This window comes from Staphylococcus pseudintermedius, from assembly GCF_001792775.2.
GTDB lineage: Bacteria > Bacillota > Bacilli > Staphylococcales > Staphylococcaceae > Staphylococcus > Staphylococcus pseudintermedius.
This window is the reverse complement of record NZ_MLGE02000009.1, coordinates 54963-80296: the sequence shown is the minus strand read 5'-3', so window position 1 is coordinate 80296 and position 25334 is coordinate 54963. Positions and strand designations below refer to the sequence as shown.

Annotated in this window: 22 protein-coding genes and 1 pseudogene; 6 read left to right on the top strand and 17 right to left on the bottom strand. The window is 36.8% G+C overall.

Annotated elements, in window-relative coordinates; all coding sequences use genetic code 11:
- Positions 1-59 precede the first annotated feature (59 nt).
- The 10 genes and pseudogenes from BJK46_RS07870 to BJK46_RS07825 all read right to left on the bottom strand — a co-directional run bounded on the left by BJK46_RS07870 (position 60) and on the right by BJK46_RS07825 (position 7058).
- The gene (locus BJK46_RS07870; RefSeq protein WP_000567888.1) at positions 60-305 is read right to left on the bottom strand and encodes a single-stranded DNA-binding protein; all 246 of its coding nucleotides are present in this window, start codon (positions 303-305) and stop codon (positions 60-62) included.
- A gap of 35 nt (positions 306-340) precedes the next feature.
- Positions 341-1006: pseudogene (locus tag BJK46_RS07865) on the bottom strand (IS1182-like element IS1182 family transposase); the annotation flags it as partial.
- A gap of 162 nt (positions 1007-1168) precedes the next feature.
- Positions 1169-1453 carry a topoisomerase C-terminal repeat-containing protein gene (locus BJK46_RS07860; RefSeq protein ID WP_002326770.1) on the bottom strand — a complete coding sequence of 95 codons (285 nt, stop codon included), beginning with the start codon at positions 1451-1453 and terminating at the stop codon, positions 1169-1171.
- Between the two features lie 145 nt (positions 1454-1598).
- A complete protein-coding gene (gene erm(B), locus BJK46_RS07850; protein WP_001038796.1) occupies positions 1599-2336 on the bottom strand; it encodes a 23S rRNA (adenine(2058)-N(6))-methyltransferase Erm(B) in 738 nt (245 codons plus the stop codon).
- 124 nt (positions 2337-2460) lie between these two features.
- Positions 2461-2556 carry a 23S rRNA methyltransferase attenuation leader peptide gene (locus tag BJK46_RS07845; protein ID WP_001809736.1) on the bottom strand — a complete coding sequence of 32 codons (96 nt, stop codon included), beginning with the start codon at positions 2554-2556 and terminating at the stop codon, positions 2461-2463.
- Positions 2557-2604: 48 nt separating this feature from the next.
- Entirely contained in the window at positions 2605-2838 is a 234-nt protein-coding gene (locus BJK46_RS07840) for a peptide-binding protein (protein ID WP_020220349.1), read from the bottom strand.
- Between the two features lie 115 nt (positions 2839-2953).
- On the bottom strand, positions 2954-5098 hold the full coding sequence (locus BJK46_RS07835) for a type IA DNA topoisomerase (protein ID WP_000108742.1): 2145 nt from the start codon (positions 5096-5098) through the stop codon (positions 2954-2956).
- Entirely contained in the window at positions 5098-5715 is a 618-nt protein-coding gene (locus BJK46_RS07830) for a recombinase family protein (RefSeq protein WP_001062590.1), read from the bottom strand. Before BJK46_RS07830 ends, BJK46_RS07835 begins: the two co-directional genes overlap by 1 nt.
- Before the next feature lie 13 nt (positions 5716-5728).
- A complete protein-coding gene (locus BJK46_RS12185) occupies positions 5729-5899 on the bottom strand; it encodes a hypothetical protein (protein WP_000713595.1) in 171 nt (56 codons plus the stop codon).
- Positions 5900-6245: 346 nt separating this feature from the next.
- A complete protein-coding gene (locus BJK46_RS07825; RefSeq protein WP_014614332.1) occupies positions 6246-7058 on the bottom strand; it encodes a primase C-terminal domain-containing protein in 813 nt (270 codons plus the stop codon).
- 27 nt (positions 7059-7085) lie between these two features.
- Here BJK46_RS07825 and BJK46_RS07820 point away from each other — a divergent pair, with 27 nt between their 5' ends.
- Complete coding sequence (locus BJK46_RS07820; RefSeq protein ID WP_240621155.1) at positions 7086-10136, top strand: SdrD B-like domain-containing protein; 3051 nt, start codon at positions 7086-7088, stop codon at positions 10134-10136.
- A 95-nt stretch (positions 10137-10231) separates the two neighbouring features.
- Here BJK46_RS07820 and BJK46_RS07815 read toward each other — a convergent pair whose 3' ends face one another.
- Positions 10232-11746, bottom strand: a complete 1515-nt coding sequence (locus BJK46_RS07815; protein WP_014614334.1) for a bifunctional metallophosphatase/5'-nucleotidase — start codon at positions 11744-11746, stop codon at positions 10232-10234.
- A gap of 353 nt (positions 11747-12099) precedes the next feature.
- Here BJK46_RS07815 and BJK46_RS07810 point away from each other — a divergent pair, with 353 nt between their 5' ends.
- From BJK46_RS07810 to dltD, 5 genes are read left to right on the top strand one after another with little or no spacing between them, the layout of a single operon-like run.
- The gene (locus tag BJK46_RS07810) at positions 12100-12228 is read left to right on the top strand and encodes a teichoic acid D-Ala incorporation-associated protein DltX (protein WP_014614335.1); all 129 of its coding nucleotides are present in this window, start codon (positions 12100-12102) and stop codon (positions 12226-12228) included.
- Positions 12229-12247: 19 nt separating this feature from the next.
- Positions 12248-13702, top strand: a complete 1455-nt coding sequence (gene dltA, locus BJK46_RS07805) for a D-alanine--poly(phosphoribitol) ligase subunit DltA (protein ID WP_014614336.1) — start codon at positions 12248-12250, stop codon at positions 13700-13702.
- The gene (gene dltB / locus BJK46_RS07800) at positions 13699-14916 is read left to right on the top strand and encodes a D-alanyl-lipoteichoic acid biosynthesis protein DltB (protein ID WP_037543462.1); all 1218 of its coding nucleotides are present in this window, start codon (positions 13699-13701) and stop codon (positions 14914-14916) included. Before dltA ends, dltB begins: the two co-directional genes overlap by 4 nt.
- Before the next feature lie 12 nt (positions 14917-14928).
- Positions 14929-15165 carry a D-alanine--poly(phosphoribitol) ligase subunit DltC gene (gene dltC / locus BJK46_RS07795; RefSeq protein WP_014614338.1) on the top strand — a complete coding sequence of 79 codons (237 nt, stop codon included), beginning with the start codon at positions 14929-14931 and terminating at the stop codon, positions 15163-15165.
- Positions 15162-16304: a D-alanyl-lipoteichoic acid biosynthesis protein DltD gene (gene dltD, locus BJK46_RS07790; RefSeq protein ID WP_103263541.1), complete on the top strand. Its 1143-nt coding sequence runs from the start codon at positions 15162-15164 to the stop codon at positions 16302-16304. The genes dltC and dltD overlap by 4 nt, the downstream gene beginning before the upstream one ends.
- 586 nt (positions 16305-16890) lie before the next feature.
- Here the strand turns inward: dltD and BJK46_RS07785 are convergent.
- The 6 genes from BJK46_RS07785 to BJK46_RS07760 all read right to left on the bottom strand — a co-directional run bounded on the left by BJK46_RS07785 (position 16891) and on the right by BJK46_RS07760 (position 24797).
- On the bottom strand, positions 16891-18249 hold the full coding sequence (locus BJK46_RS07785; RefSeq protein ID WP_037543467.1) for a TrkH family potassium uptake protein: 1359 nt from the start codon (positions 18247-18249) through the stop codon (positions 16891-16893).
- 16 nt (positions 18250-18265) lie between these two features.
- Positions 18266-19918 carry a S1C family serine protease gene (locus BJK46_RS07780; protein ID WP_103263540.1) on the bottom strand — a complete coding sequence of 551 codons (1653 nt, stop codon included), beginning with the start codon at positions 19916-19918 and terminating at the stop codon, positions 18266-18268.
- A 310-nt stretch (positions 19919-20228) separates the two neighbouring features.
- Complete coding sequence (locus BJK46_RS07775; RefSeq protein ID WP_172425808.1) at positions 20229-21038, bottom strand: TerC family protein; 810 nt, start codon at positions 21036-21038, stop codon at positions 20229-20231.
- 462 nt (positions 21039-21500) lie between these two features.
- Positions 21501-23063, bottom strand: a complete 1563-nt coding sequence (locus BJK46_RS07770; protein ID WP_014614343.1) for a peptide chain release factor 3 — start codon at positions 23061-23063, stop codon at positions 21501-21503.
- Positions 23064-23083: 20 nt separating this feature from the next.
- Positions 23084-23323 carry a YueH family protein gene (locus BJK46_RS07765; protein WP_014614344.1) on the bottom strand — a complete coding sequence of 80 codons (240 nt, stop codon included), beginning with the start codon at positions 23321-23323 and terminating at the stop codon, positions 23084-23086.
- Positions 23313-24797, bottom strand: coding sequence for a UDP-N-acetylmuramoyl-L-alanyl-D-glutamate--L-lysine ligase (locus BJK46_RS07760; protein WP_014614345.1), 1485 nt, complete (start codon positions 24795-24797; stop codon positions 23313-23315). The genes BJK46_RS07765 and BJK46_RS07760 overlap by 11 nt, the downstream gene beginning before the upstream one ends.
- Positions 24798-25334 lie beyond the last annotated feature (537 nt).

The following is a 25334-nucleotide window of genomic DNA, read 5'->3' as shown; positions in this document are numbered from 1 at the left end:
GCCAAATCTTTTGCTTCTACTCAACATATTTATAATTTTTTTAATTTCACAAAAGATAGTTAAAACTTATCAATTGTCTTTTTATACCTCTGCTGATTAGATGAAGTCTTTTCAATAGCCTTTAAATTACCATTCATTTTGCTAACATGGTTTAAAAATAACGTTCCAAGCAGAAGTCGATCCTTTCTGGGTATCCTATTCCCCACATATCCCTTGAATAAATCTTTAACAAGAAAAACTTCGCCATCATTTAGATTTTCAGTTTCTCTAATAGCTTCTTCCAATAGCTCATTTACATCAATCATGTTGTCCACTCCTTATTAATAATGGGTCAGCCCCCTTCTACTGTTTCGGTTTGGTCAATCGCTTCAATTAATTGATTTTCCTTTTCTTCCAAAGATTGACGAATCCTTTCAATCTCTTCTATAGAAAGTTCATCCTTTAAATCATCTATTAACTCAGGTAAGATTTTTGTTTCCACCATTTGTTGGTAGTTTTCAAGGGCTTTTTGATCAAGGCTATCCTTATACTTTAAAATACTTTTTTTCCAAACGAAAGAGTATTTATTCGCATCCGCTTCAATTTTTGTACCATCAATGTATAGAGCACTGCCACTGATTAAGCCACTTTGAACCAGTAGCTCACGAAATTGAACAAATGAATGATCTAGAATATCGTTCATAATCGGATGAACGCGAAAACGATTAATAGTACGAAAGTTAGGGAATTGCTCTTGAGATAAGTAGCGCATCCGAATACTATCTATCAGCATATTTTGTATTTGGCGGCCCGAATAAACCCCTTGAATATAGGCACAAAGAATAATGGAAAGTAGCATACGAGGATGATATTGGGGTCTACCCATAGATTGATAATAAGGAAGAAAGACTTCATCGGGAATAGAGTCAACAAACTGCACAATGGCATGAGCAAAATCATTTTCTTCTAATTTAATTTCAAGATCTATAGGCAAACAAAGTTGGTTTATGGTATAATTTTGATACATGATAAAGCACCTCTCTCAAATGGATTAATCACCTATATTATAGCAGAGTGTGCTTTATTTTTGTATTCACTTTCAAAAGATAAATAGAGGTCTTTCCACTACTATCTAAATGGAAAGACCTCTATTTTTCATATAGGAGCTACTTTTGGGTCAGCCCCATGTTTATTTTGAAAAAGAGATAAAATCAATATATCCCTTTTCCCCAATTTTTACAACGGCATTGTAGGGCTTTTTCTCTTTGTTTTTGATTCCTTTTACCAGGGTTTCTTTTCCCTCCAGTAATTCTTTTACATTCGTTTTGGTTAGTTTTTTCTTTCTAAAATGTTCAGCTAAAGTAAACTTACATTCAGGATAATTTGAACAACCATAAAACGATTTTTTTAATACAATATTGTTGCCACACTTAGGACATTTTCCTACAAGGGGTCCCGAGCGCTTAGTGGGAATTTGTACCCCTTATCGATACAAATTCCCCGTAGGCGCTAGGGACCTCTTTAGCTTCTTGGAAGCTGTCAGTAGTATATCTAATAATTTATCTCCATTCCCTTTAGTAACGTGTAACTTTCCAAATTTAAAAAAGCGACTCATAGAATTATTTCCTCCCGTTAAATAATAGATAACTATTAAAAATAGACAATACTTGCTCATAAGTAACGGTACTTAAATTGTTTACTTTGGCGTGTTTCATTGCTTGATGAAACTGATTTTTAGTAAACAGTTGACGATATTCTCGATTGACCCATTTTGAAACAAAGTACGTATATAGCTTCCAATATTTATCTGGAACATCTGTGGTATGGCGGGTAAGTTTTATTAAGACACTGTTTACTTTTGGTTTAGGATGAAAGCATTCCGCTGGCAGCTTAAGCAATTGCTGAATCGAGACTTGAGTGTGCAAGAGCAACCCTAGTGTTCGGTGAATATCCAAGGTACGCTTGTAGAATCCTTCTTCAACAATCAGATAGATGTCAGACGCACGGCTTTCAAAAACCACTTTTTTAATAATTTGTGTGCTTAAATGGTAAGGAATATTCCCAACAATTTTATACCTCTGTTTGTTAGGGAATTGAAACTGTAGAATATCTTGGTGAATTAAAGTGACACGAGTATTCAGTTTTAATTTTTCTGACGATAAGTTGAATAGATGACTGTCTAATTCAATAGACGTTACCTGTTTACTTATTTTAGCCAGTTTCGTCGTTAAATGCCCTTTACCTGTTCCAATTTCGTAAACGGTATCGGTTTCTTTTAAATTCAATTGTTTTATTATTTGGTTGAGTACTTTTTCACTCGTTAAAAAGTTTTGAGAATATTTTATATTTTTGTTCATGTTATCACTCCTGAAGTGATTACATCTATAAACAAATACAGAAGTTAAACGATTTGTTTGTAATTTTAGTTATCTGTTTAAAAAGTCATAAGATTAGTCACTGGTAGGAATTAATCTAACGTATTTATTTATCTGCGTAATCACTGTTTTTAGTCTGTTTCAAAACAGTAGATGTTTTATCTACATAACGCATTTGATAACGCATTTGGAATACCAACATGACGAATCCCTCCTTCTTAATTACAAATTTTTAGCATCTAATTTAACTTCAATTCCTATTATACAAAATTTTAAGATACTGCACTATCAACACACTCTTAAGTTTGCTTCTAAGTCTTATTTCCATAACTTCTTTTACGTTTCCGCCATTCTTTGCTGTTTCGATTTTTATGATATGGTGCAAGTCAGCACGAACACGAACCGTCTTATCCCCCATTATATCTTTTTTTGCGCTGATTGGCGTATCATTTCGTTTTGCTTTCTGTGCGCCTAAATTTCCCACGATCTCTCACTTCTTTCTATTTCTTCTTATTCTTATTTTATCACAAATCACTTGTGATTTGTGATAAGTGATTTGTGATTAATATATAAAAGCCCTATTTAAAGGGCTTTTATGTTTATTTTGAGAAAGATATAAAATCAATATATCCCTTTTCTCCAATTTTTACAACGGCATTGTAGGACTTTTTATCTTTCGTTTTGATTCCTTTTACCAGGGTTTCTTTTCCCTCTAGTAATTCTTTTACATTTGTTTTGGTTAGTTTTTTCTTTCTAAAATGTTCAGCTAAAGTAAACTTACATTCAGGATAATTTGAACAACCATAAAACGATTTTTTTAATACAATATTGTTGCCACACTTAGGACATTTTCCAACAATATTTTTTTCTGCTTCTTTTTCTTTCTGTTCCTGGTAATCAGCAAAACTTAATTTCTCTATATCGGTAGGTACATTTTCCAATAAATGAACGATAAACTTCTTGATATTATTAATAAAGTTTTCTTGATTGCCTTCTCTTTTACCAATCTTCTTTAAATACGTTTCCCATTTAGCCGTCATTTCAGCACTCGTTAAGAGGTGCTGACTTTCGACTGCCTGGCACAATAATTTACCTTTTTCAGTCACAACAAGTTTATTTTTAATGACTTGGATATATTCTTTTTGTTTCAAGGCTTCAATAATGCTTGCTCTTGTCGCTTCTGTTCCGATTCCCTCGACTTCTTGTAAAATCTTGATTGCTTCTTCATCATCAACCGTTTTATTAGCGGTTTTCATAGCAGTTAATAATGTACCCTCTGTAAAAGCTTTCGGTGGTTGTGTTTCTTTTTCGGCACTCTTAACGTCAACCTCGGCATGTTCTCCAATGATAACCAAGGGTAACGTTTGAACGTCCTCTTTTTCTTCTTTGTTTTGCTGTTTAAAAAGAATTTTCCACCCTTCTTGCTTTGGTGTCTTGCCTATTGATTGAAAAAGTAAGTCGGCTACTTTGGTTTGTATCTTAGTTTCTTCATACAAATAATCAGGTAAAAACATGGCAACGGTCGTTTTAACGACTAAAGTATAAATTTTTCGTTGCAAATCGTCCATTTTCGCTAATGCAGATTCGGTAGGTACTTGTTTTGTTGGGATAATGGCGTGGTGTTCCTGTACCTTACTACCGTCCACATAACGCTTTCTAGGCTCTGTTTGAACCAGTTCAAGATCAAGTCCTAAAAAACCGCTATATTTGCCAAAATTCGCTTTTAAATAAGCAAATTCGTTCTCTGTAATAAATGGGGTATCTGTTCTTGGATAACTCAATAATTTGGCTTCATACAGTCCTTGCATAGCTTTTAAAGTTTGGCTCGCTGTCGCTTTATAAAGCTGATTAACTTTTGATTGCAAACTACTTAAAGAAAACAAACTCGGACTATTCGTTTTTTTCTCTTTGGTTTGCACGTCAGCGATTCTGCCCTCTTGATTGCCTATTTTAGCTTGTTTAGAAGAAACAAAAGCTAAAAGCTCCTCTTGGGTTTTAAAACGCTGTGTGGGGCTTAGAACGCCCTTAAACGACCCTTGGTTTACTTTTATACTAGCTTCCACCTCGAAAAAAGGTTCTTTTTTAAAATTCTCTATGGCTTCCTGGCGCTGAAAAATAAGGTATAAGGTGGGCGTTTGAACACGTCCTAGTGAAAATGTACCTGGTACGCCCTTCTGTTGTAAATTTAACGTATACAAAGGGCTTGCGTTCATGCCGATCAACCAATCGGCAATTTGGCGTGTTTGCGCTTCTTGATAAAAGGGATAGTAATTCATTCCTGGTTGCAAATTTTGAAAACCGCTACGAATCACATCTTTTTCTAAGCTATTGATCCATAAACGCTTATACGTTTTATCTTTAGAAAAGGCATTTGCTTTATGAATGATTGACCAGGCAATATTTTCACCTTCTCTGTCGCTATCTGTTGCAACAATAATTGTATTTGCCTTTTTGAGAAGTTCTGCAACAATTTTAAACTGCTTTCCCTTATCTTTTGCAACTTCAAAATCGTATCGATTAGGAAAAATCGGCAAAGATTCAAGTTTCCAATTTTGCCACTTTTCGTCATAATGACCTGGTTCTGCTAATTCGACTAAATGCCCAAAACCAAACGTGATAAACGTTTCATCTGTAAATAGTGGGTCTTTGATCTCAAAATAACCGTCTTTTTTAGCGCTTTGTTTTAAAGCACTTGCGTAGGCCAATGCTTGGCTTGGTTTTTCAGCTAAAATAACCGTACTCATTAACTATCCCTCTTTTCATTGTTTTTTCTTTGATCTACTGTCACGTTATATCTTGCTCGATACCTTCTAAACGTTCGGCGATTAATTCCAGTTTGTTCTTCCACTTCTTTATCGGTAGAACCGTTCAAAAATAAATCAAAAGCATGTTTTAAACGTGGATCATTTTCTTTAAATTTATGCTGACGACCCTTGAATTTTCCTTTTGACTTAGCTATTTCAATTCCTTGGGCTTGTCGTTCTTTAATACGTTTACGTTCAGATTCAGCTTGATACTTATATAATTCAATCACTAAATTATTAATCAAACGCCTTAAATTTTCATCTTCAATCCCATTCATAGAGGGCAAGTTTAAAACCTCAAGGGTTGCCCCCTTAAATTGAATTTGATTCATCAATTCTGTTAATTCTTTATTATTCCGTCCTAATCGATCTAATTCAGTAACAACAACAATATCCCCTTCACGAATATAGTTAAGCATAGCTTGTAATTGTGGACGTTCGACCGATTGACCGCTTAATTTGTCTGAAAAGACCTTAGAAACGCCCTGTAACGCTTGTAATTGCCGATCTAAGTTCTGTTCTTTGCTACTGACACGTGCATAACCAATTTTAGCCATGTTTAACCAACCTCTAAAATTCTCTCGGTTGCAATAACCAATCAGCTATATCTACTTTTTCAATTTCAAATTGCTTATCAGAAATTGTCTTTTCGTAAGCGATAAAATCTTGCGCATATTGTTGCTCATTAAAAATAGCCACCACTTCGTCATTTTCTAAAACTCGATAAATAAATTTTTTCATTTTACTCCTCCTATTATGCTCAACTTAAATGACCTATTCACCAAATCAATTATACTGCTAAAATCATATTAGGACAAATAAGTATACTCTATTGACCTATAAATGATAGCAACTTAAAAGATCAAGTGTTCGCTTCGCTCTCACTGCCCCTCGACGTTTTAGTAGCCTTTCCCTCACTTCGTTCAGTCCAAGCCAACTAAAAGTTTTCGGGCTACTCTCTCCTTCTCCCCCTAATAATTAATTAAAATCTTACTCTGTATATTTCTGCTAATCATTCACTAAACAGCAAAGAAAAACAAACACGTATCATAGATATAAATGTAATGGCATAGTGCGGGTTTTATTTTCAGCCTGTATCGTAGCTAAACAAATCGAGTTGTGGGTCCGTTTTGGGGCGTTCTGCCAATTTGTTTAGAGTTTCTTGAATAAATGTACGTTCTAAATTAAACGAAGCTGTCAGCGCCTTTATATAGCTTTCTCGTTCTTCTTTTTTTAATTTAATGATCGATAGCAACAATGATTTAACACTAGCAAGTTGAATGCCACCATTTCTTCCTGGTTTAATCTTAAAGAAAATTTCCTGATTCGCCTTCAGTACCTTCAGCAATTTATCTAATGTCCGTTCAGGAATGCCTAGCACTTCTCTAATCTCTTTTTTGGTCGTCGCTAAATAAGGCTTGTATACATCGCTTTTTTCGCTAATATAAGCCATTAAATCTTCTTTCCATTCTGACAAATGAACACGTTGACGTTCGCTTCTTTTTTTCTTGAATTTAAACCACCCTTGACGGACAAATAAATCTTTACTGGTTAAATCACTTGATACCCAAGCTTTGCAAAGAATGGTAATGTATTCCCTATTAGCCCCTTGATAGTTTTCTGAATAGGCACTTCTAACAATTTTGATTACTTCTTTTTCTTCTAAGGGTTGATCTAATCGATTATTAAACTCAAACATATTATATTCGCACGTTTCGATTGAATAGCCTGAACTAAAGTAGGCTAAAGAGAGGGTAAACATAACGCTATTGCGCCCTACTAAACCCTTTTCTCCTGAAAATTTCGTTTCGTGCAATAAGAGATTAAACCAGGGTTCATCTACTTGTTTTTTGCCTTCTGTACCGCTTAAAACCGTTAGACTTGAACGAGTAAAGCCCAATTACAAGACCAAGGCGATACCAATGAAGTGTCGACAGAAAAACAAGATGATACACAAGCAAAAGCGAATGCACTTTCTACAGATGATTCAACACCTACAACAGAACAATCAAAAAGTGATACCGAACCAACGCAAAATCAAGAAGTGAATGAAAAAGAAGCAACACAAGTTGAGCAAACTCCAGATAATGCATCATCAGAATTTAAAGACAGTGCAGCACAAGATGAAACAACATCGAAAGACGCTGACATTGCTCAAACAAAAGAAGCAAAAAATGAAGCATTGCAAAGTGACTCATCAGCAAACCTATCAAATCAAGAAGCAGAAAAAGAAAACACAACTAACAGTGAATCTCAAGTAAATGAACAACCTAAAGCAGATACAACTTCTGATTCACAAGTTTCAAATACACCTCAACAAGATCCTACATCGACAGTACCTTCACCAGAAACATCAGAAGACAATCGACCTTCAACAGAATTAAAAAATAGTGAAACAACTGCTTCTCAAACAACTTTAAACGAACAACCTACTGAATCAACATCCAATCAAACTGAAACGACAAAAGCACCAACAAATACAACAGTCGCAAACAAAAAAGCACCTGCACAATTAAAAGACATTAAAGGTACAACTCAACTTCGCGCAGTCAGTGCAAGTCAACCTACTGCTGTTGCAGCTGGTGGGACAAACGTAAATGACAAAGTAACAGCATCAAATATGAAAATAACTGAATCTTATATCGAGCCAAACAACTCAGGAAACTTTTATTTAAAAAGTAACTTTAACGTAAACGGGACTGTTAAAGAAGGTGACTACTTTACTGTAAAAATGCCTGACACTGTCAATACTTTTGGTGACACGCGCCATTCACCTGACTTTAGAGAAAAAATTACAAATCAAAAAGGTGAAGTTGTGGCTTTAGGTGAATATGATGTTGCCAACCATACTATGACATACACGTTCACTAATGTCGTTAATAATTTAGAAAATGTGTCCGGTTCGTTTAACTTGACTCAATTTATGGATCGTAAAGTGGCAACAGATTCTCAAACATATCCATTAAAATACGACATTGCAGGCGAATCTTTAGATACACAAATTAAAGTGAATTACGGTCAATATTACAGTGAAGGTGATTCTAACTTAAAATCAATGATCACTTCAGAAGATCCTAAAACTGGGGAATATGATCAATACATTTATGTCAACCCATTACAAAAAACGGCAAACGGTACAGTTGTAAGAGTTCAAGGGTTCCAAGTTGATCCAACTAAGAGTAATGGGCAAGTGAAACCAGATACAACGCAGATCAAGATTTTAAAAGTTGCTGATGGTCAACCACTTAATAGTAGTTTCGGTGTGAATGACAGTGAATATGAAGATGTCACAAAACAATTTAATATTGTTTATCGTGATAATAATTTGGCAGATATTTACTTTGGAAACTTAAATGGGCAACGCTATATCGTTAAAGTGACGAGCAAAGAAAATTTGGATTCTAAAGAGGATTTAAACTTGCGTGCTATTATGGCCACTCAAAACCGATATGGTCAATATAACTATATTACTTGGGATAACGATATTGTGAAAAGCTCTTCTGGTGGTACAGCCGACGGAAATGAAGCATCATATCAATTAGGCGACAAAGTTTGGAATGATGTGAATAAAAATGGTATCCAAGATCAAGGTGAAACTGGTATTGCTGATGTAAAGGTTACTTTAAAAGATCTTGATGGCAACATTTTGGATACAACTTATACAAACACGAATGGTAAATATATCTTTGATAATTTAAAAAATGGTAATTATCAAGTGGGTTTTGAAACACCGGAAGGCTATGCTGCAAGTCCATCCAACCAAGGTAATGACGCCCTTGACTCTGATGGTCCTACAAATGTACAAGCTGTCATTAGTGATGGGAACAACTTAACTATCGACCAAGGTTTTTACCAAACTGAAACACCAACACACAACGTCGGCGACAAAGTTTGGGAAGACTTAAATAAAGATGGCATCCAAGACCAAAATGAACCAGGTATCGCTAACGTTAAGGTCACTTTAAAAGACGCGGATGGTAACGTTGTGGATACACGTACGACTGATGATAAAGGGAATTACTTATTCGAAAAAGTTAAAGAAGGCGAATATACAATTGAATTTGAAACGCCTGAAGGTTATACACCGACACAAACAGGCCAAGGCAGAGTCAGCACTGACTCTAATGGGACATCTTCCCTTATTTTAGTCGAAGGTAACGATGACTTAACAATCGATAGCGGTTTCTACAAAGAACCTGTTACACACAAAGTTGGCGACAAAGTTTGGGATGACTTAAATAAAGACGGTATCCAAGATGACAATGAACCAGGCATCTCTGACGTTAAAGTCACTTTAAAAGATGCGGATGGTAACGTCGTAGATACACGTACAACTGATGCTAACGGTAACTATTTATTTGAAAACGTGAAAGAAGGCGACTATACGATTGAATTTGAAACGCCTGAAGGTTACACACCGACTGTTACAGGTCAAGGTACAGCTGATAATGACTCTAACGGTACATCTACAAAAGTTACAGTTAAAGATGGCGATGACTTAACAATTGACAGTGGTTTCACTCAAGTTACACCTGAGCCACCGACTGAACCTGAAAACCCTAGTCCAGAGCAACCTTCTGAACCAGGTCAACCTGAAAATCCTAGTCCAGAGCAACCTTCTGAACCAGGTCAACCTGAAAATCCTAGTCCAGAACAACCTTCTGAACCGGGTCAACCTGAAAATCCTAGTCCAGAACAGCCTTCTGAGCCAGGACAACCTAAAAATCCTAGTCCAGAACAGCCAAATAATCCAAGTGTGCCAGGTGTTCAAAATCCTGAAAAACCAAGCTTAACTCCAGTCACACAACCGGTTCATTCAAACGGCAATAAAGCAAAACCATCTCAACAACAAAAAGCTTTACCTGAAACAGGTGAAACTGAATCACATCAAGGTACATTATTCGGTGGTATTTTAGCTGCTTTAGGCGCATTACTCTTTGCACGTAAAAAACGCCACGATAAAAAACAATCACACTAAGTTCAACTTATGATTTAAATGTGATGCACACAAAGACCCATGTCGCATTTCTTTATGAAATGCTAGACATGGGTCTTTTTTAATCTCATATTCGATTACAATGATAGTCCACTTACGATATGCATATTTTGCGGTACTAGTTGTCTCTCTTGTTCTGCTTGAATTTCTCGAACGAGCAACTCTGGCATTGTGCTTGGAAATGTTTGATGTACGACCGCTTCACTTAACAGATGACGATAATGGCGATAAATATAATCCGTCGTCACCACGCGGTAACAATAATCTTCTCGCAATTCAAAATCCGTAACACGCGCATTTAAAGGCTTCGACATATCTACAGTATATGTAAAACCTGACCAGAATAAAAAGTGTGTCGGGTCTGTATCTTTCAACGTCCACTGCCCTTTTTCTAATTCAAGATGACTTACACTTTCTTCAATTAAACGTTTAATTTCACTCCCTTTTAATGTAAGATCAATCGGTTTGTCGGGATGCGGATACGAATTATAGACATCTTCATTTTTCAAACGCCCTTTTAAGCCTTTCGTATTCGGTAAAGGCAGATGTACACATGTTAATGGGATTTCCGTTTCATGGTTCAAACTTTGATGTAACAATTGAATGTATGGATGGGGTTGGATTAACAACTCATGAAACGTATCAAATTGCATATCGACTTCATGCGCGATAATATATTCGTTTTTCCAATTCCGTATCGCTTTTCGATCGTAATACGTTAAGTTCAATAAACGTTCATCTTCCTCATAATCCGTCAATGTGACAATCTTTGGCTGCATCTCTAACAATTCAAAAGAGTTACGTCGTTTTTTAAATTTCGCATTAACATGAATGACATTTTCAGCATTTTGACCTGCTTGAACATACAGTGTCATACCATCATTTTCGATAATCGTTTCGTGTTGATGCCCAGTAATCATGAGATCAATTATCCCAGCCTGCCTCATAATTTCTTCCGCTCGATTTTCAAATTGCGATTTAGCATCATGACTCAACTTCGACAAACCCCCATGATACAACACAATAAGAAAATCAGGTTCAATCGTTTCATAAATATAGCGAATCCAACGTTGTGCCGCATAGGTCGCACTTTCGACAATCACTTCCGGTTCCATTTCTACATTTTCATTTTTCATTAGCCCTTCTGAAGAAACCCCCATCACGACTAATTTTAACCCATCAATATCTTTCACTGTATAAGGCGTAGAAAAATACGGTTCATGGGTGACAGCATATTCTACATTCGCCGATAGCCATGGGAAACGTGATAACGCAACAGAACGATTAAAAAAGTCTAAACCATATTTGAATTCATTTTCGCTCATGCCACTCGCATCATAGTTCATCGCATTCATTAACTTAATCATCGGATGTCTTTTGTATGGTGCAATAATGGCGTAATAAAAAGCTGTCACACTGCCTGCTAAATTACCACCGTTGTCCACTAATACGACATGCTGATGTTGCTGTCTTACTTCATTAATATATGTCCCTGCTCGATATATATTAGAACGTTCAGTTTCATTGAGTATATGGCTATGCATATCAGAAGTCGCTATAATTTGTATATTTATTTCATCATGCTCACTCATTGCTTTCACCCCAAATCTCAATATTCATCTCGTATTCTACCATATCTCGACATCCACCCACTATTATTACTCCTTTGCACAGACATTAATGGATATGAATTCAATTTAAAAAAATTAAGCATAACTAAGAATCTTTTGTTTCAAACACTATCCAATAACAATATTTAATTAAAATATAACATTGTACTTTTATTACTGAATCATACAACTCTAGACCTATTTTCTTGTATTTTTATCCTTTTTTTCAAGAAATGGATTGACTTTCATAAAGTATTAAATTACATTAACTTTATCTGGGTTAAATGAGATAGTTTAACCTTCATGTCATATTATGCAGAAGGTGAAAATTTATTATGAAATTAAATCAATTGCCTCTTAAAACAGTCGCATTAACATTGCTTTATTTTGCTATCATGCTGACTTTGTATTTTATTTACGGTAATGGTGATACACAAAATACTTTTATCTACAACGATTTTTAATCATTAAAGGAGCCGACACATGAAAGATGTTTTAACAATGATTTCACAGCACAGTCAAACCCAGCCGGACCGAGTTGCCGTACAACATCAGAGTGAATCATTAACTTATCTAGAGTTAGAAAGTTATTCCTCACGCTTAGCATCACAACTGCTTACAAGCGACAACCCTGTTATAGTTTATGGCCACATGTCTCCATTTATGGTAGTGGGTATGATTGGTGCTCTTAAAGCCGGATGCGGTTATGTTCCAATTGATCAATCTATACCTACAAACCGTATCCAACATATTATAGAAAAAGTTTCACCACAATTTTTAATTAACACGACAGATACACCGCTTAATTATGAAGGTGTGACAGAGATTACTATTCAAGGTATTCAATCATTCGAGACTGTATCATCATTGCCTTTAATGCAAAATGATGGTATTGCTTACACGATTTTTACATCGGGCTCAACAGGTCTTCCTAAAGGTGTGAAAATTTATTACGAGAGCTTAGTAGAGTTCGCAAATTGGGTGGACTTATTGAACCAATATCACACGAAAGATGTTTGGTTAAACCAAGCGCCATTCTCATTTGATTTATCAGTTATGGCGATTTATCCGTGTCTCATTTCAGGCGGTACACTATTGTTAGTCAACAAAGAAATGATTGCAGCACCTAAAAAATTGTATGAGCTGTTCCAAAACGAAAAAATTAATGTTTGGGTGTCTACCCCATCATTTATGGAAATTTGCTTAATGTTACCAAATGTCAATGAAGCAGGTATGCCACATTTACGTACGTTCTTATTCTGTGGTGAAGTGTTAGGTCACCATACAGCGCAAACATTGTTAAACAAGTTTCCACAATCTTATTTATACAATACGTACGGCCCTACAGAAGCGACTGTTGCGATTACAAGTATTCGAGTGACGCAATCAGTACTTGATAGCCATAAGTACGTTCCTGTGGGCTTACCAAGAAAAGGGACGACATTAAATGTGACTGAAGAAGGAGAGCTCATTATTACTGGAAATTCAGTAAGTGCAGGTTATTTAAAAGACCCTGAAAAAACAGAGAAAGCCTTTTTCAAAGATGGTGAACAACGCGCATACTATTCAGGTGACAAAGCAGTATTTGAAGATGGCTTGTGGTTTATTAAAGGTCGCATTGATAACCAAATCAAATACAACGGCTATCGTATGGAACTTGAAGAAATTGAAGCTAAAATGAACGCATTGCCATTTGTGAATACATCATTGGTTGTACCAATTTATAAAAAAGACAAAATCGCCTACTTGAAAGGTGTCGTAAAGTTAAATTCAGAAGACATCGATCCAGCAGACGTACCAAAAGAAATGAAGCAACGTCTTAAAGCTGAGTTACCTGATTATATGATTCCTAAAAAAATCGAAATTGCTGAAGAGATGCCATTGACTAACAATGGTAAACTCGACCGCAAACGAATTAACGAGGTATATCAATCATGATCCCATACAGTAGCTTTCACTTTTTTGCGATTGCGCTCATTGTGTTGTTACCTGTGATCATACTGGGGTTGTTAGGCAAAAGATCTAAAGCTTACAACTTAATCAGTACATTGATTATGATTGTCGTCATATTTGCAGACGATCAACACAACTTTTTCGGTATCAAGTATTTAAGTTATCATTTATTGAGCCTTGTTTTATACATTATTTGGCAAGCGCTCATTATTAAAGGGTTCGAGCGTCTTAGAGCAAACAAACGCTCCACACCGCTTTACATTACGACGATGATTCTGTCTATCCTGCCACTCTTTATGGTCAAACTCCTACAAAGTTCGTGGCTAGGTTCGGGACAACTTCATTTGCACAGCTCAAAAATCGTGGAACTGTTCGGTTTCCTCGGTATTTCGTACATTATGTTCAAAAGCGTTCAATTAATCATGGAAATTCATGACGGCACATTAAAGCAAACTGTAGATTTGAAGAAGCTCGTACAATTCATTACGTTCTTCCCTACGATCTCTTCAGGTCCAATTGATCGCTATCGTCGTTTTGTAAAAGATTACGATAAAGAAATCGCTATGGACAAATATTCACAACTCCTTGGTAAAGCGATTCATTACATTATGATAGGTTTACTTTACAAATATATTATTGCGCATTTCGTCCAACAGTATTTTGTGACACCTTATACAGGTCACCTCGAGTCGTTTGGCGATTACGTGATATACATGTATGGCTATAGTTTCTACCTGTTCTTTGACTTTGCAGGTTACAGCTTATTCGCCATTGCATTGAGTTACTTGTATGGTATTGAAACACCGATCAACTTTAACCAACCATTTAGAGCAAAAAATATTAAAGATTTCTGGAACAGATGGCACATGAGTCTATCGTTCTGGTTCCGTGATTGTATTTACATGCGTTTTATTTTCTTTATGACTAAGAAAAAATACATTAAATCAAATTTCCATGTGTCTAACCTTGCCTTCTTACTTAACTTCGGTATTATGGGACTTTGGCACGGTTTTGAATGGTTTTATGTGGCGTATGGTTTATATCACGCATTGTTATTCTTTTTGTATAATCACTATGAAAAATGGCGTAAAAAGCGTTTCGGTAAGTGGGATCATCCAGTGATTAACGCACTGAGCATCGTTATCACTTTCCACTGTGTCGCTTTTGGCTTTTTAATCTTTTCAGGACAATTAATTTAAGGAGAGAGTTTTATGGAATTTAATGAAAAAGTTTTAGATATAATTGCAGAAGTTGCCGACGATGATATTGTGAAATCAAATCCAGATATTCATATTTTTGATGAAGGGATTATGGATTCAATGCAATCTGTACAATTATTAGTAGCGTTTCAAGACGAACTTGATATAGAAGTACCAATTATGGACTTTAATAGAGAAGATTGGGGTACGCCAAATCAAATCATTAACGAATTGGCAAAATTACGATGAAGCTAAAACAACCTTACATCATTGCTTTTTTGGCGAGTATTCTATTATTCGGTATTTTTATCATATTGCCGGCTAAATGGTTTGTGCCACCACATATCGCAAACCAACTTCCTAAGTATCAAGTGTCAACAGATAGTGATATGTTAAAAGGCCAGTATGTACAAGAAGCTATGATTAAGGACCCTCATTACTACCCAGTTTATGGTTCAAGTGAGCTGAATAAAGAAGATCCATTTCAACCTGCCATCTTGTTAAAGGGGCACACGAAAAATCTCTTTTATGTGGGCACTGGGGGTTCCACGGATTTAATTCAGTTGATGACGTTAGGTGCACAGTATGACCATTTAAAAAATAAAAAAATGACGGTCATCATATCACCACAATGGTTTACGAGACATGGCTTAACTGAAGAGAATTACCAAGATCGTGCTTCTCAGTTACAAATTAATAGTATATTCAATAACCCAAATATTTCTAACGATATTAAAACACGCTTAGCCAAACGTTTATTGCATTTTAAAGACAATAAACAGAACGACTTTTTAAAACATTTTGCAAAGTCACATGAAGCAGATGGGCATTTCTTAAACCCCCTTTATGCGAATCATCTTGCAAAAATGGAAGCATTAAAGAGCTATTTACCGTTCCATCATCAAGGTAAATTGCCGAGACTGTTCGATAAAAGTCAAAAACAACCATTGAATTGGAAAGCATTAGACAAAGAAGCACATCAATATGGGGCGCATCACAGTCAGTCTAACCCTTACCAAATCAAGGATGCGTATTGGAAAAAATTAAAGCATAAAAAGTCTGTGAGCCGTGACCACGAGTTCCGCTTAAAATCTGTTGAGTATGATGATTTATCACTTTTAGTTGATACACTCAATGCAGCAGGTGCGGATGTGCAGTACGTGTTAATCCCAGTTAATGGCAAGTGGTACGACCACATTGATCTTCCGCGTGACAGACGTACAGCGGTCAATGAGAAAATCGTCAAAACGATTGAAGATCACCACGGTCATGTTGTAGATTTATCACATCACGACTATGAACCTTATTACATGAGTGATGCTGTCCACATTGGATGGCGCGGTTGGGTTGAAGTGACGCAACATATTAAACAACACATCGACCAATAAATTGAATAACACATTAAAGAAAGCCATAACCTGTCAATTCTCAAAACAGGTTATGGCTTTCTTTACTTGGTTGATACACTTCTCTTTTCAGTTTATTGACTGTTGCATTGAGCATTGTGTCTTCGTAACCTTATCTTACAAAAAATTGATGCTATTGATTTCTTGATTTCATCAACTTGCCCTCAGTTCCCTGTATTTGATATAAGATTGCCTATACGGCTGAGACTCCTGAGAGGAGGCGTGCATACTGCTAGCAGTCACTTCTTTACTTTAAAAGTGGCTACCGTTTAACGCAGTAGCTGTCTGACTTCTCAATGCACATGCTTTTGAGAAGTCTAGTCAGCCTTGCGGGGGCAGTACAACGAAATCTTTGTTACACATGAGATTTCTGTACTGCTCCCAAAATCCAATGCGGCTTCCATCTCTTGTATGCTCCAATCAAGCCGAATTGAGTTGAAGGGCCAGTCCCTAGGAAAGCGAATCCATGAAGGCAATCAAAACTACAATTCATATGGAGGGCAAGATTAACAAGAACATTGCATCAATCGCATCAAAAATTTTCTATATCTCATCGCCCTTCCTATTATTACCCAATTTGAATGCGCTCTTTCGGAAAATGATACTTCGCTGGCTCACGATTACCACTCATCATAATAATAAAGGAAATCAAGCCTACACGTCCGATAAACATTAAAATCATCAAGACGACTTTTGAAACACTGCCGAGCTCTGAAGTTATCCCCGTCGATAAACCACACGTTCCGAATGCGGACATAATTTCAAAATAAATCTTAATGAAATCAATATGATGCCCTTCGTTTAACATGATGATAAATGTACCTACAAATGTCATCACAATCGCAATACAAAATACCGCAAAGGAACGTTGAATATCTTGGTTATGAATTTCACGATTAAATACTTTAATGGATGACTTTTCAGCGTTCGGTTTGTAGTTAATGACAAACAGGATAATAATCGCGAAAGTCGTCGTTCGTATACCGCCACCTACAGAACTTGGTGAGGAACCAATAAACATGAGGCCGCCCATCAGAAGGTTTGTCGCATCTGAAAACTGTGACACATCAAAAGTTTGTAATCCTGCACTTCGCGTCGACACCGATTGAAACATCGCATAAAATAATGTCTTGTGCCATGACTCATTTGCGAACACACCATGCGCTTCGATTAATAAAATCCCGAGCATACCAACAATTAAAATCAATAAATACGTTACCGTTGTCACTTTAGTAAACAGTGAAAATCGAAAGTTTGGAATCCTATTTTTAATGTACGCTTTAATTTCTAATAATACTGGAAAGCCAATTGAGCCCAAAACGATAAGAAACATCACAATCGTTTGTACAAAGTAATCGTTCGCGTATGGAATTAAGGAGTCGCCTGTGATGTCTAATCCCCCATTTGTCGTCGCAGAGATGGAAACGAAGACACCCTGTAATATCGCCTCTTTTAAATCATGAATATCTTGATAAAAATAAAATGCGAGCAGTGTTGCACCTACTAATTCAATCACTAAAATCGTTCTCACAATATCTAAAATCAGTTTGACTGTCCCACTCATCGCCTCTCTATTGTTATCTAACATAATGAGTTGACGTTCACGTATGCCAATGTGCTTGCCTAATACAACCCATAACAGCGTACCGATAGCCATAACACCAATGCCACCAATATTGAGGATGACCAACAAGACAATGTATCCAAATGCTGAATATGTTTCGGAAATATTGACTGGTGTTAATCCTGTTACACTGACACCTGATACCGCTACAAACAACGTATCAATCGGTGCGACTTTTACGCCTGGTTTGTGGACACCTGGCAGATTAAGTAGCAAAAACGCACCGACAATTGCGACAAGGTAATACAAGACAATCCCCTGTTGTGGGCTGGATTTTTTTAGTAGTAATTTGACTATGGACAAGTCATTCACCCCAAAGTTATTTCAATTTGAATGAGATTTCTTTCACCTCATTTTCACGTAAGACCTTTAACTTCACTGGCTTTTGTTGATCAATGTGTTGCGTTAACTTTTGTTTATAAGCCAAATTATCTTTGATAGGTTTACTATCTAATTCTACTATGACATCGCCTTTTTTCAAACCAGAATTTTTGGCCGGACTGTTTTCGTTCACTTTTTGAACGACAACACCTGTTGATACATCTTGAGGAATTTTATAGTCATCACGTGTCGCTTTATCAACATCCACCACGTTATGTATATCAATATCCGTCTTCGGTTGTTGAATGTCACCTTCTTTTTCGATTTTTTGCGCAATGGCTAACGCTGAGTTAATCGGAATGGCAAATCCCATATTTTGAACACTTGGCATGTTAATTTTTAATGATGCGATACCAATTAAATGGCCTTCTTGATCGACTACCGCGCCTCCTGAGTCACCTGGATTAATCGGTGCATCAACTTGGAACGTACTGAGTAATGTATCATATTTATCGTCTTGATTGAGGTCTACTGGAACATCACGATTTAATCCTGATACAATACCTTCACCGACTGTATTTTGGAAGTCAAGACTTAACGGATTGCCCACAACTAAAACCGGTTCTCCTAATACAACTGCACTAGAATCTCCGTGTTTAAGCGGTTTTAATGTATCGCCTTTAGGGGCTCTCATCGTCATCACAGCAATATCAGCCATTTTATACTTACCAATCACTTTAGCCTTAGCGGTTTGCTTATTACCAAAAGTGAGTTCATGTTCTTTACGATCTCCAACGACATGCGCATTTGTCAGTATGTAAAGAGTGTCGCCTACTTTTTTGTAGACGACACCCGATCCACTTTCTTTTTCAACTTGTGCCTGAGCATCTGAATCTTGAACTGCATCCGGTGTAGGCTGACTATTATTTTCAATCGAAACGACAGATTTTACAGCTGTATTCGCATTTGCCATCGTTTGTGTGACTTTTTTATTCGTTCCCTTCTCTTTCTGTTGCGTTTCAAGTGCTTGTTTCATATTCGCATTGTCGCTTTTATTGACGTTATTAAAAATAGCAAACAATAACAACAATACTAAAATGGCTGCGAGCACGATTAAAATTTTTGCCCATTCTCTAGAGATGAATTGTGTGACTTTTTCAGTCCAGTCACGTTTAGTTGTATATTGATGTTTCGACGCTTCTGTTTGGTGATTGTCTTCAGTATGGCCTTGTTCATCTTCAGTCTTTGCGGTTGCCTCTGATGTCTCATGTGGCGACTTGTTTAACTGATGCGTTGTTTCGGCTACTGCACCTGTACGCGCCGGTTCTTTCGCTTCACTGCCATTGATAGTCACTGATGATGTCTCTTCAAGTGGTCGTGCACTTTCGGATTTTTGTTCGGCTGTTATTTCAGATGGTTGTTGATTTTTATCCCCATCGTCATGCGTTAATTTTTCAATACGTGCTTTACGTAGATTATCTTTGACACGTTCTTCATTATTTTTCGCTTGCTTTTTTTCCTTTTCAGCTTTGAGCGCGTTTTCTTTTTCTTCAGCTTTGAGTCTTTCCTCACGCTCTTCATTATGGAAATATTCGCGACGTTTGCGCTTATAATGTTGCCTTGGAATCACATGTTTTTGATCTCGTTCCATTGCACGCCCTCCTTATGTATCTCTTTTATCTATTATGACATATCGCTACTTAAATTTCTGTAATCTTTACTTATATATCACAAACTTTTTGAATGGTTTTAAGTTGTATTTTCTACGATACATCGCATGCTGACAATATTTATTTTTATTGAATCTTAAATACATGTTTCACTTTACACCATTCAACAACAAAGCAGCTATCCCCTGTTTGACCACTGATATTGCTTTTACTTTAATACATTAAAACATAAAGAAAGGCCAGGATAACGTAATATCCCAGCCTAAGTCAAACGCCCTTATTCAGCTTTCATTAAGATGCATCATGTTTTTTATTACGCACCACTGATGTAAACCAACCGATCAGTACAAGTCCAATCATGACTGTCCAGAAAATGATTTGCCACAATGTAGAATGTGGAAAATCATGTGGGATCATACCGATATCTTCATGTGCTAAGACGAGTACGACAAGTTTGATTCCGACCCATCCAACAATCGCAAAGGCAGCACCTTCAAGACCAGGATACTTGTTCAGTAGCCCTACAAAGAATGTTGCAGCAAAACGCATTAAAATGACACCGATAAGACCACCGATAAACATCACCGCGAATTGACCTGCATCCATACCACCGAAATGCACACCGATCGTCGGTAATGTTACAGCAATCGCTAATGCTGCTAACATAGAGTCAATCGCAAAAGCAATATCTGCAACTTCAACTTTGAGGACAGTGCCCCAAAATTCTTTCGCACTCACTTTTTTCTCAACACCTGACTCGTCATAATGATGATCATCGTTGTCAGGTTGTTCGTGTTCTCCACCTTTATGTTTGAAAAAGTCATATAAGTTTTTCGCTGACATATATATGAGATATGCCGCACCGATCGCTTGAATCCACCAGAAATTCGCTAAAATACTAATTAAGAATAATGCGATAAAACGGAAAACAAATGCGCCTAACAAACCATAAAATAGTGCTTTTTTACGTTGTTCTGGTGGTAAATGTTTCACCATCACAGCCATAACAATTGCATTATCTGCAGCCAATAGTCCTTCTAAAAATACAAGTACTAATATGACCCATCCATAAGATAATAACAAACTCGGATCCATTAACAGATCACTCCTTCAATTTTTTATATGGGCGCATGTGCTCGCCCCGTATCATTTCATTGTTTCGCGTGAACACCCACGCTCAGTGAAAGACATAATTAAAGAGACCCATGCTAAATCAATAGCAAAGGTCTCACTTAGCAATTTTATCATGCCCGCTTCACCGGAAGAAATTCAGTTTCTTCGTAATGACGACAAAGCGTTATTAACGTTTGTTACGCTAATCAAGTTACTCCCCTCTGACAATAGTCAGTCACAGGTATTTAATTATGATGTTAACATTATACCCAATTTTTTATGAAAATAACAGCCTATTATCTTGAAATTAAAAAATATTCATAACCAACGCATCTCATCTTTTATTGTTTACAGGACATCTTCAACAATGAACAAAGCAGACTGTGCCTCTATCCAACACATCGTCTGCTTTGTTCATTGTTTATTCACTATCATGTGTATATCAACACATTATAGCAAGCTATACAGTTTAATTTCTGGGAATTTTTCTTCAAACCAACGTGTCGCAAAATCATTTTCAAATAAAAAGACTTTATTATCATAGCGGTCATTTACTAAAATTGAACGACTCGTACTCATCTTATCTTGCACGTCTTCTTCATTTTCAATCCAACGCGCGATTTTTTTGCCGACAGGTTCCATCACAACATCGACATTATATTCATTGTTCATGCGATGTTCGAACACTTCAAATTGGAGTTGTCCTACTGCACCTAAAATGATTTGGTTCGTATGTGGTGATTTATAGTATTGAATCGCCCCTTCTTGCACGAGCTGTTCAATCCCTTTATGGAAGTGCTTCTGTTTCATGACGTTTTTCGGCGATACTTTCATGAAAATTTCAGGTGTAAACTGAGGCAATGCCTTGAAATGGAACTTCTGGTTACCTGCAACAAGTGTATCCCCAATTTGGTAATTTCCTGTATCATATAAACCGATAATGTCACCCGCTACAGCATGATTCACTGTCGATTTGTCATCGGCCATAAAACTTGTTGAACGTGTGATTTTCTGTTTTTTACCTGTTCGTTGTAATGTCACGTCCATACCACGCTCGAACGCACCGCTGACAACACGCATAAAGGCAATACGGTCGCGGTGTTTCGGGTCCATGTTCGCTTGGATTTTAAAGATAAACCCTGAAAAATCTGTATCGAACGGGCTCACCTCAACCTCTTCATCTGTTTGACGTGCATGTGGCATCGGTGCGTGGTCAACATAAGCATTCAAGAAATTTTGTACTCCGAAATTCGCTAATGCTGAGCCGAAAAAGACTGGTGTTAAATCTCCACGCATTAAGGCATCATTATCGAATGACTCACCTGCTTCATCTACAAGCATTAACTCTTCAATCGCTTGCGTAAAAATACTATCATTCGCAATGTCATGCGCCTCTTCTAATTCATACTCTTCATTAATATGCAAAGTGTTTTCTTCATCACGGAACGGCTCAATCGTACGTTCTTTTCGGTCAATAATCCCGAAAAAGTTTTGTCCCATACCAATTGGCCAGTTCATCGGATACGTTTCGATACCAAGTGTTGATTCAATTTCATCTAACAAATCGAACGGTTCTTTTCCAACACGGTCAAGTTTGTTAATAAATGTAAAAATAGGAATCCCTCGCATTTTACATACTTTGAATAACTTTAATGTTTGTGGCTCAATCCCTTTTGCACAGTCAATAACCATGACCGCACTATCGACCGCCATTAACGTTCGGTACGTATCTTCAGAGAAATCTTCATGCCCTGGCGTATCTAAAATGTTAATTTTAAAATCATCGTAATCAAACTGCATGACAGAACTTGTAACTGAAATCCCACGTTCTTGTTCAACTTTCATCCAGTCACTTGTCGCAAATTTACCTGTTTTCTTCCCTTTGACTGTCCCTGCTTCACGAATCGCACCACTAAAGTACAGCAATTTTTCAGTTAATGTCGTTTTCCCCGCATCAGGGTGAGAAATAATCGCAAACGTCTTGCGTGATTCTACTTCTTTTTTAATACTCATTGTACGTCTCCTTTAATTCATCAAACTTCTTGTAACCATCTTGTGATACGTAATGCTAAAATTTGCGCTTCTTCCTCATTTATCACATTAAATAAATGCACAAATAAATGTTCTGTTAGTTCTTCACCATATAGTGTATCTTCTATTTGAATCGACCAGTATAAATCTGGAATCGATACGACAATATAATGTTCTTTTTGATTGTGATATAACCAAACCTTAGCTGAATAATTTTCACTATGACTTTCCCTAATTTTCATTTGGACCTCCACCGAATTTTTGATACGCCGCTTCTAACCCGATTAAATCATCACGATGAGGCACTTTGACGTGACCTGGCATAATTTGATACGGTTCACGTCCTTTAGATGCAAGTACAACAGTATCCCCTGGTTCTGCCACTTCTATCGCATGGCGAATACCTTCTGCACGGTCTGTAAACTCCACATAACGATCATGTGTCGCGCCTTTCGCAAGTTCAGCCGTTAACATTTTCGGATCATCATTTGCTGGATTATCTGGTGTGAAAATGACATAATCTGCACGTGAAGCGACACGTCCCATTTCAGGCGTTTTCGTTAAATCGCGTTCTCCAGCCATGCCAACTAGGAAAATAAGTTTTTGCTTAACGAACGGCTCGACTGCATCAATCAATTTCGCCATACCATCTGCTGTATGCGCATAATCAATAATTAAATCGATTGGCAATGATGGATCGAGTACTTCTAAACGCCCTTCTACTGGTTCTAAATCAGCGACGACTTTTGTGACCGTTTCTAGTGGTGCACCTTTCACCCATACACCTAACATTGCTGCCATTAAGTTCGCAATGTTGAAACGACCGATGTACGGCGAACGCACTGGATATGTACCAAAAGGTGTTACAAAATCAAACGTCACGCCTTGTAAAGATTCATGAATATTGGTTGCCATAAACTGCGCCTCTTGTTCAATGCCATATGTTAAGCTTTCGTATGGCGTAACTGATTTTAAATAAGTAGAAAATGGGTCATCTGCGTTAATAATGACGTATTTATCACGACTCAAATCTTGACCGAGTTGACTAAATAGCAACGATTTCGCATGACCGTACGCCTCCATTGTGCCATGAAAATCGAGATGATCTTGTGTTAAATTTGAAAATATCGCAACATCAAATTCAACGCCACTCAAGCGACCTAAACTAAGTCCATGCGAGGACACTTCTAATGTCATCGCTTCAGCCCCTGCTTCTACCGCTTCATGAATCTTCTTCGTTAAGACAACGGTTTCTGGTGTTGTGTTCACACCTTTTGTCACTGTTTCGTTAATTTGAAAGCCATTCGTACCTAAATACGCACTACCTTTGCCTAACTTTCGATAAATGTGATGAATCATCGTCGCAATCGATGTCTTACCATTTGTCCCTGTGACACCAATCGTCGTCAGCTGCTTGCTTGGAAACCCATACAAATGATGCACTAAGTGACTCGCGACACGTAATGTATCTGGTACTATCACTTGTGTGACGTCACCTTGTAATTCAAGCGCACGATTCACAACAACAATCTGACATCCTTGTTCTACGACGTCTTGCGCAAAACGATGACTATCGACGGTATAGCCTTTTGATGCGACAAAGATACTGCCAGCCTTTGCTTGACGCGAATCTGTCGTAATATCATTCACTTCAATATCTAAACGTCCTATGACCTGTTTAATTAAAATATGATCAAATAATTGTTGTGCATTCACAGACATCTCTCCTTTATATATACACTCATTTATTATACACTTTTTTGCTTGAAATCCTATTAGGAATGGAGTTGGAACATAGAAAATTTTTGATGCCATTGCTGCAAATATTTTTGTCAAACTTGCCTTCCCTATAGCTTTGTGGTTTTTGATTATCTTCATGGCTTCGCGTTTTTACAGGAAACACCATGATAGGAAGTTTTATGAAATCAAAAAACAATAGCATCAATTTTTCATCTCCTCTTCATCCTCATTTTCCTAAATATTTAAAATCATTCATACATCACAAATCTATTAATGGATTGAGGTTAAAATTTTTCTATATCCCAACTCCAACTGCTTTTTATCAGTCAAATACGATTGAAATTTTAATATACGGGTATATTGATTTAAATATTATTTTATTCTTTCTTACATCTTAAGACTGAAATATGTAAATCACTATTGTGCCTATCTATGGAGTATATTAAGATAATATAATGAATTTACCGTAAAATATGGGTAGCATATACACATTTTCTCATCTTTTACAACGAG

Excerpts from the sequence above, each read along its gene's own strand:
- BJK46_RS07870 (WP_000567888.1), bottom strand. The coding sequence starts at position 305 with ATGATTGATGTAAATGAGCTATTGGAAGAAGCTATTAGAGAAACTGAA.
- BJK46_RS07845 (WP_001809736.1), bottom strand. The coding sequence starts at position 2,556 with ATGTTGGTATTCCAAATGCGTTATCAAATGCGTTATGTAGATAAAACA.
- BJK46_RS07835 (WP_000108742.1), bottom strand. The coding sequence starts at position 5,098 with ATGAGTACGGTTATTTTAGCTGAAAAACCAAGCCAAGCATTGGCCTAC.
- BJK46_RS07830 (WP_001062590.1), bottom strand. The coding sequence starts at position 5,715 with ATGGCTAAAATTGGTTATGCACGTGTCAGTAGCAAAGAACAGAACTTA.
- BJK46_RS12185 (WP_000713595.1), bottom strand. The coding sequence starts at position 5,899 with ATGAAAAAATTTATTTATCGAGTTTTAGAAAATGACGAAGTGGTGGCT.
- BJK46_RS07815 (WP_014614334.1), bottom strand. The coding sequence starts at position 11,746 with ATGAGTGAGCATGATGAAATAAATATACAAATTATAGCGACTTCTGAT.
- BJK46_RS07810 (WP_014614335.1), top strand. The coding sequence starts at position 12,100 with ATGAAATTAAATCAATTGCCTCTTAAAACAGTCGCATTAACATTGCTT.
- dltA (WP_014614336.1), top strand. The coding sequence starts at position 12,248 with ATGAAAGATGTTTTAACAATGATTTCACAGCACAGTCAAACCCAGCCG.
- dltB (WP_037543462.1), top strand. The coding sequence starts at position 13,699 with ATGATCCCATACAGTAGCTTTCACTTTTTTGCGATTGCGCTCATTGTG.
- dltC (WP_014614338.1), top strand. The coding sequence starts at position 14,929 with ATGGAATTTAATGAAAAAGTTTTAGATATAATTGCAGAAGTTGCCGAC.
- dltD (WP_103263541.1), top strand. The coding sequence starts at position 15,162 with ATGAAGCTAAAACAACCTTACATCATTGCTTTTTTGGCGAGTATTCTA.
- BJK46_RS07780 (WP_103263540.1), bottom strand. The coding sequence starts at position 19,918 with ATGGAACGAGATCAAAAACATGTGATTCCAAGGCAACATTATAAGCGC.
- BJK46_RS07770 (WP_014614343.1), bottom strand. The coding sequence starts at position 23,063 with ATGAGTATTAAAAAAGAAGTAGAATCACGCAAGACGTTTGCGATTATT.
- BJK46_RS07765 (WP_014614344.1), bottom strand. The coding sequence starts at position 23,323 with ATGAAAATTAGGGAAAGTCATAGTGAAAATTATTCAGCTAAGGTTTGG.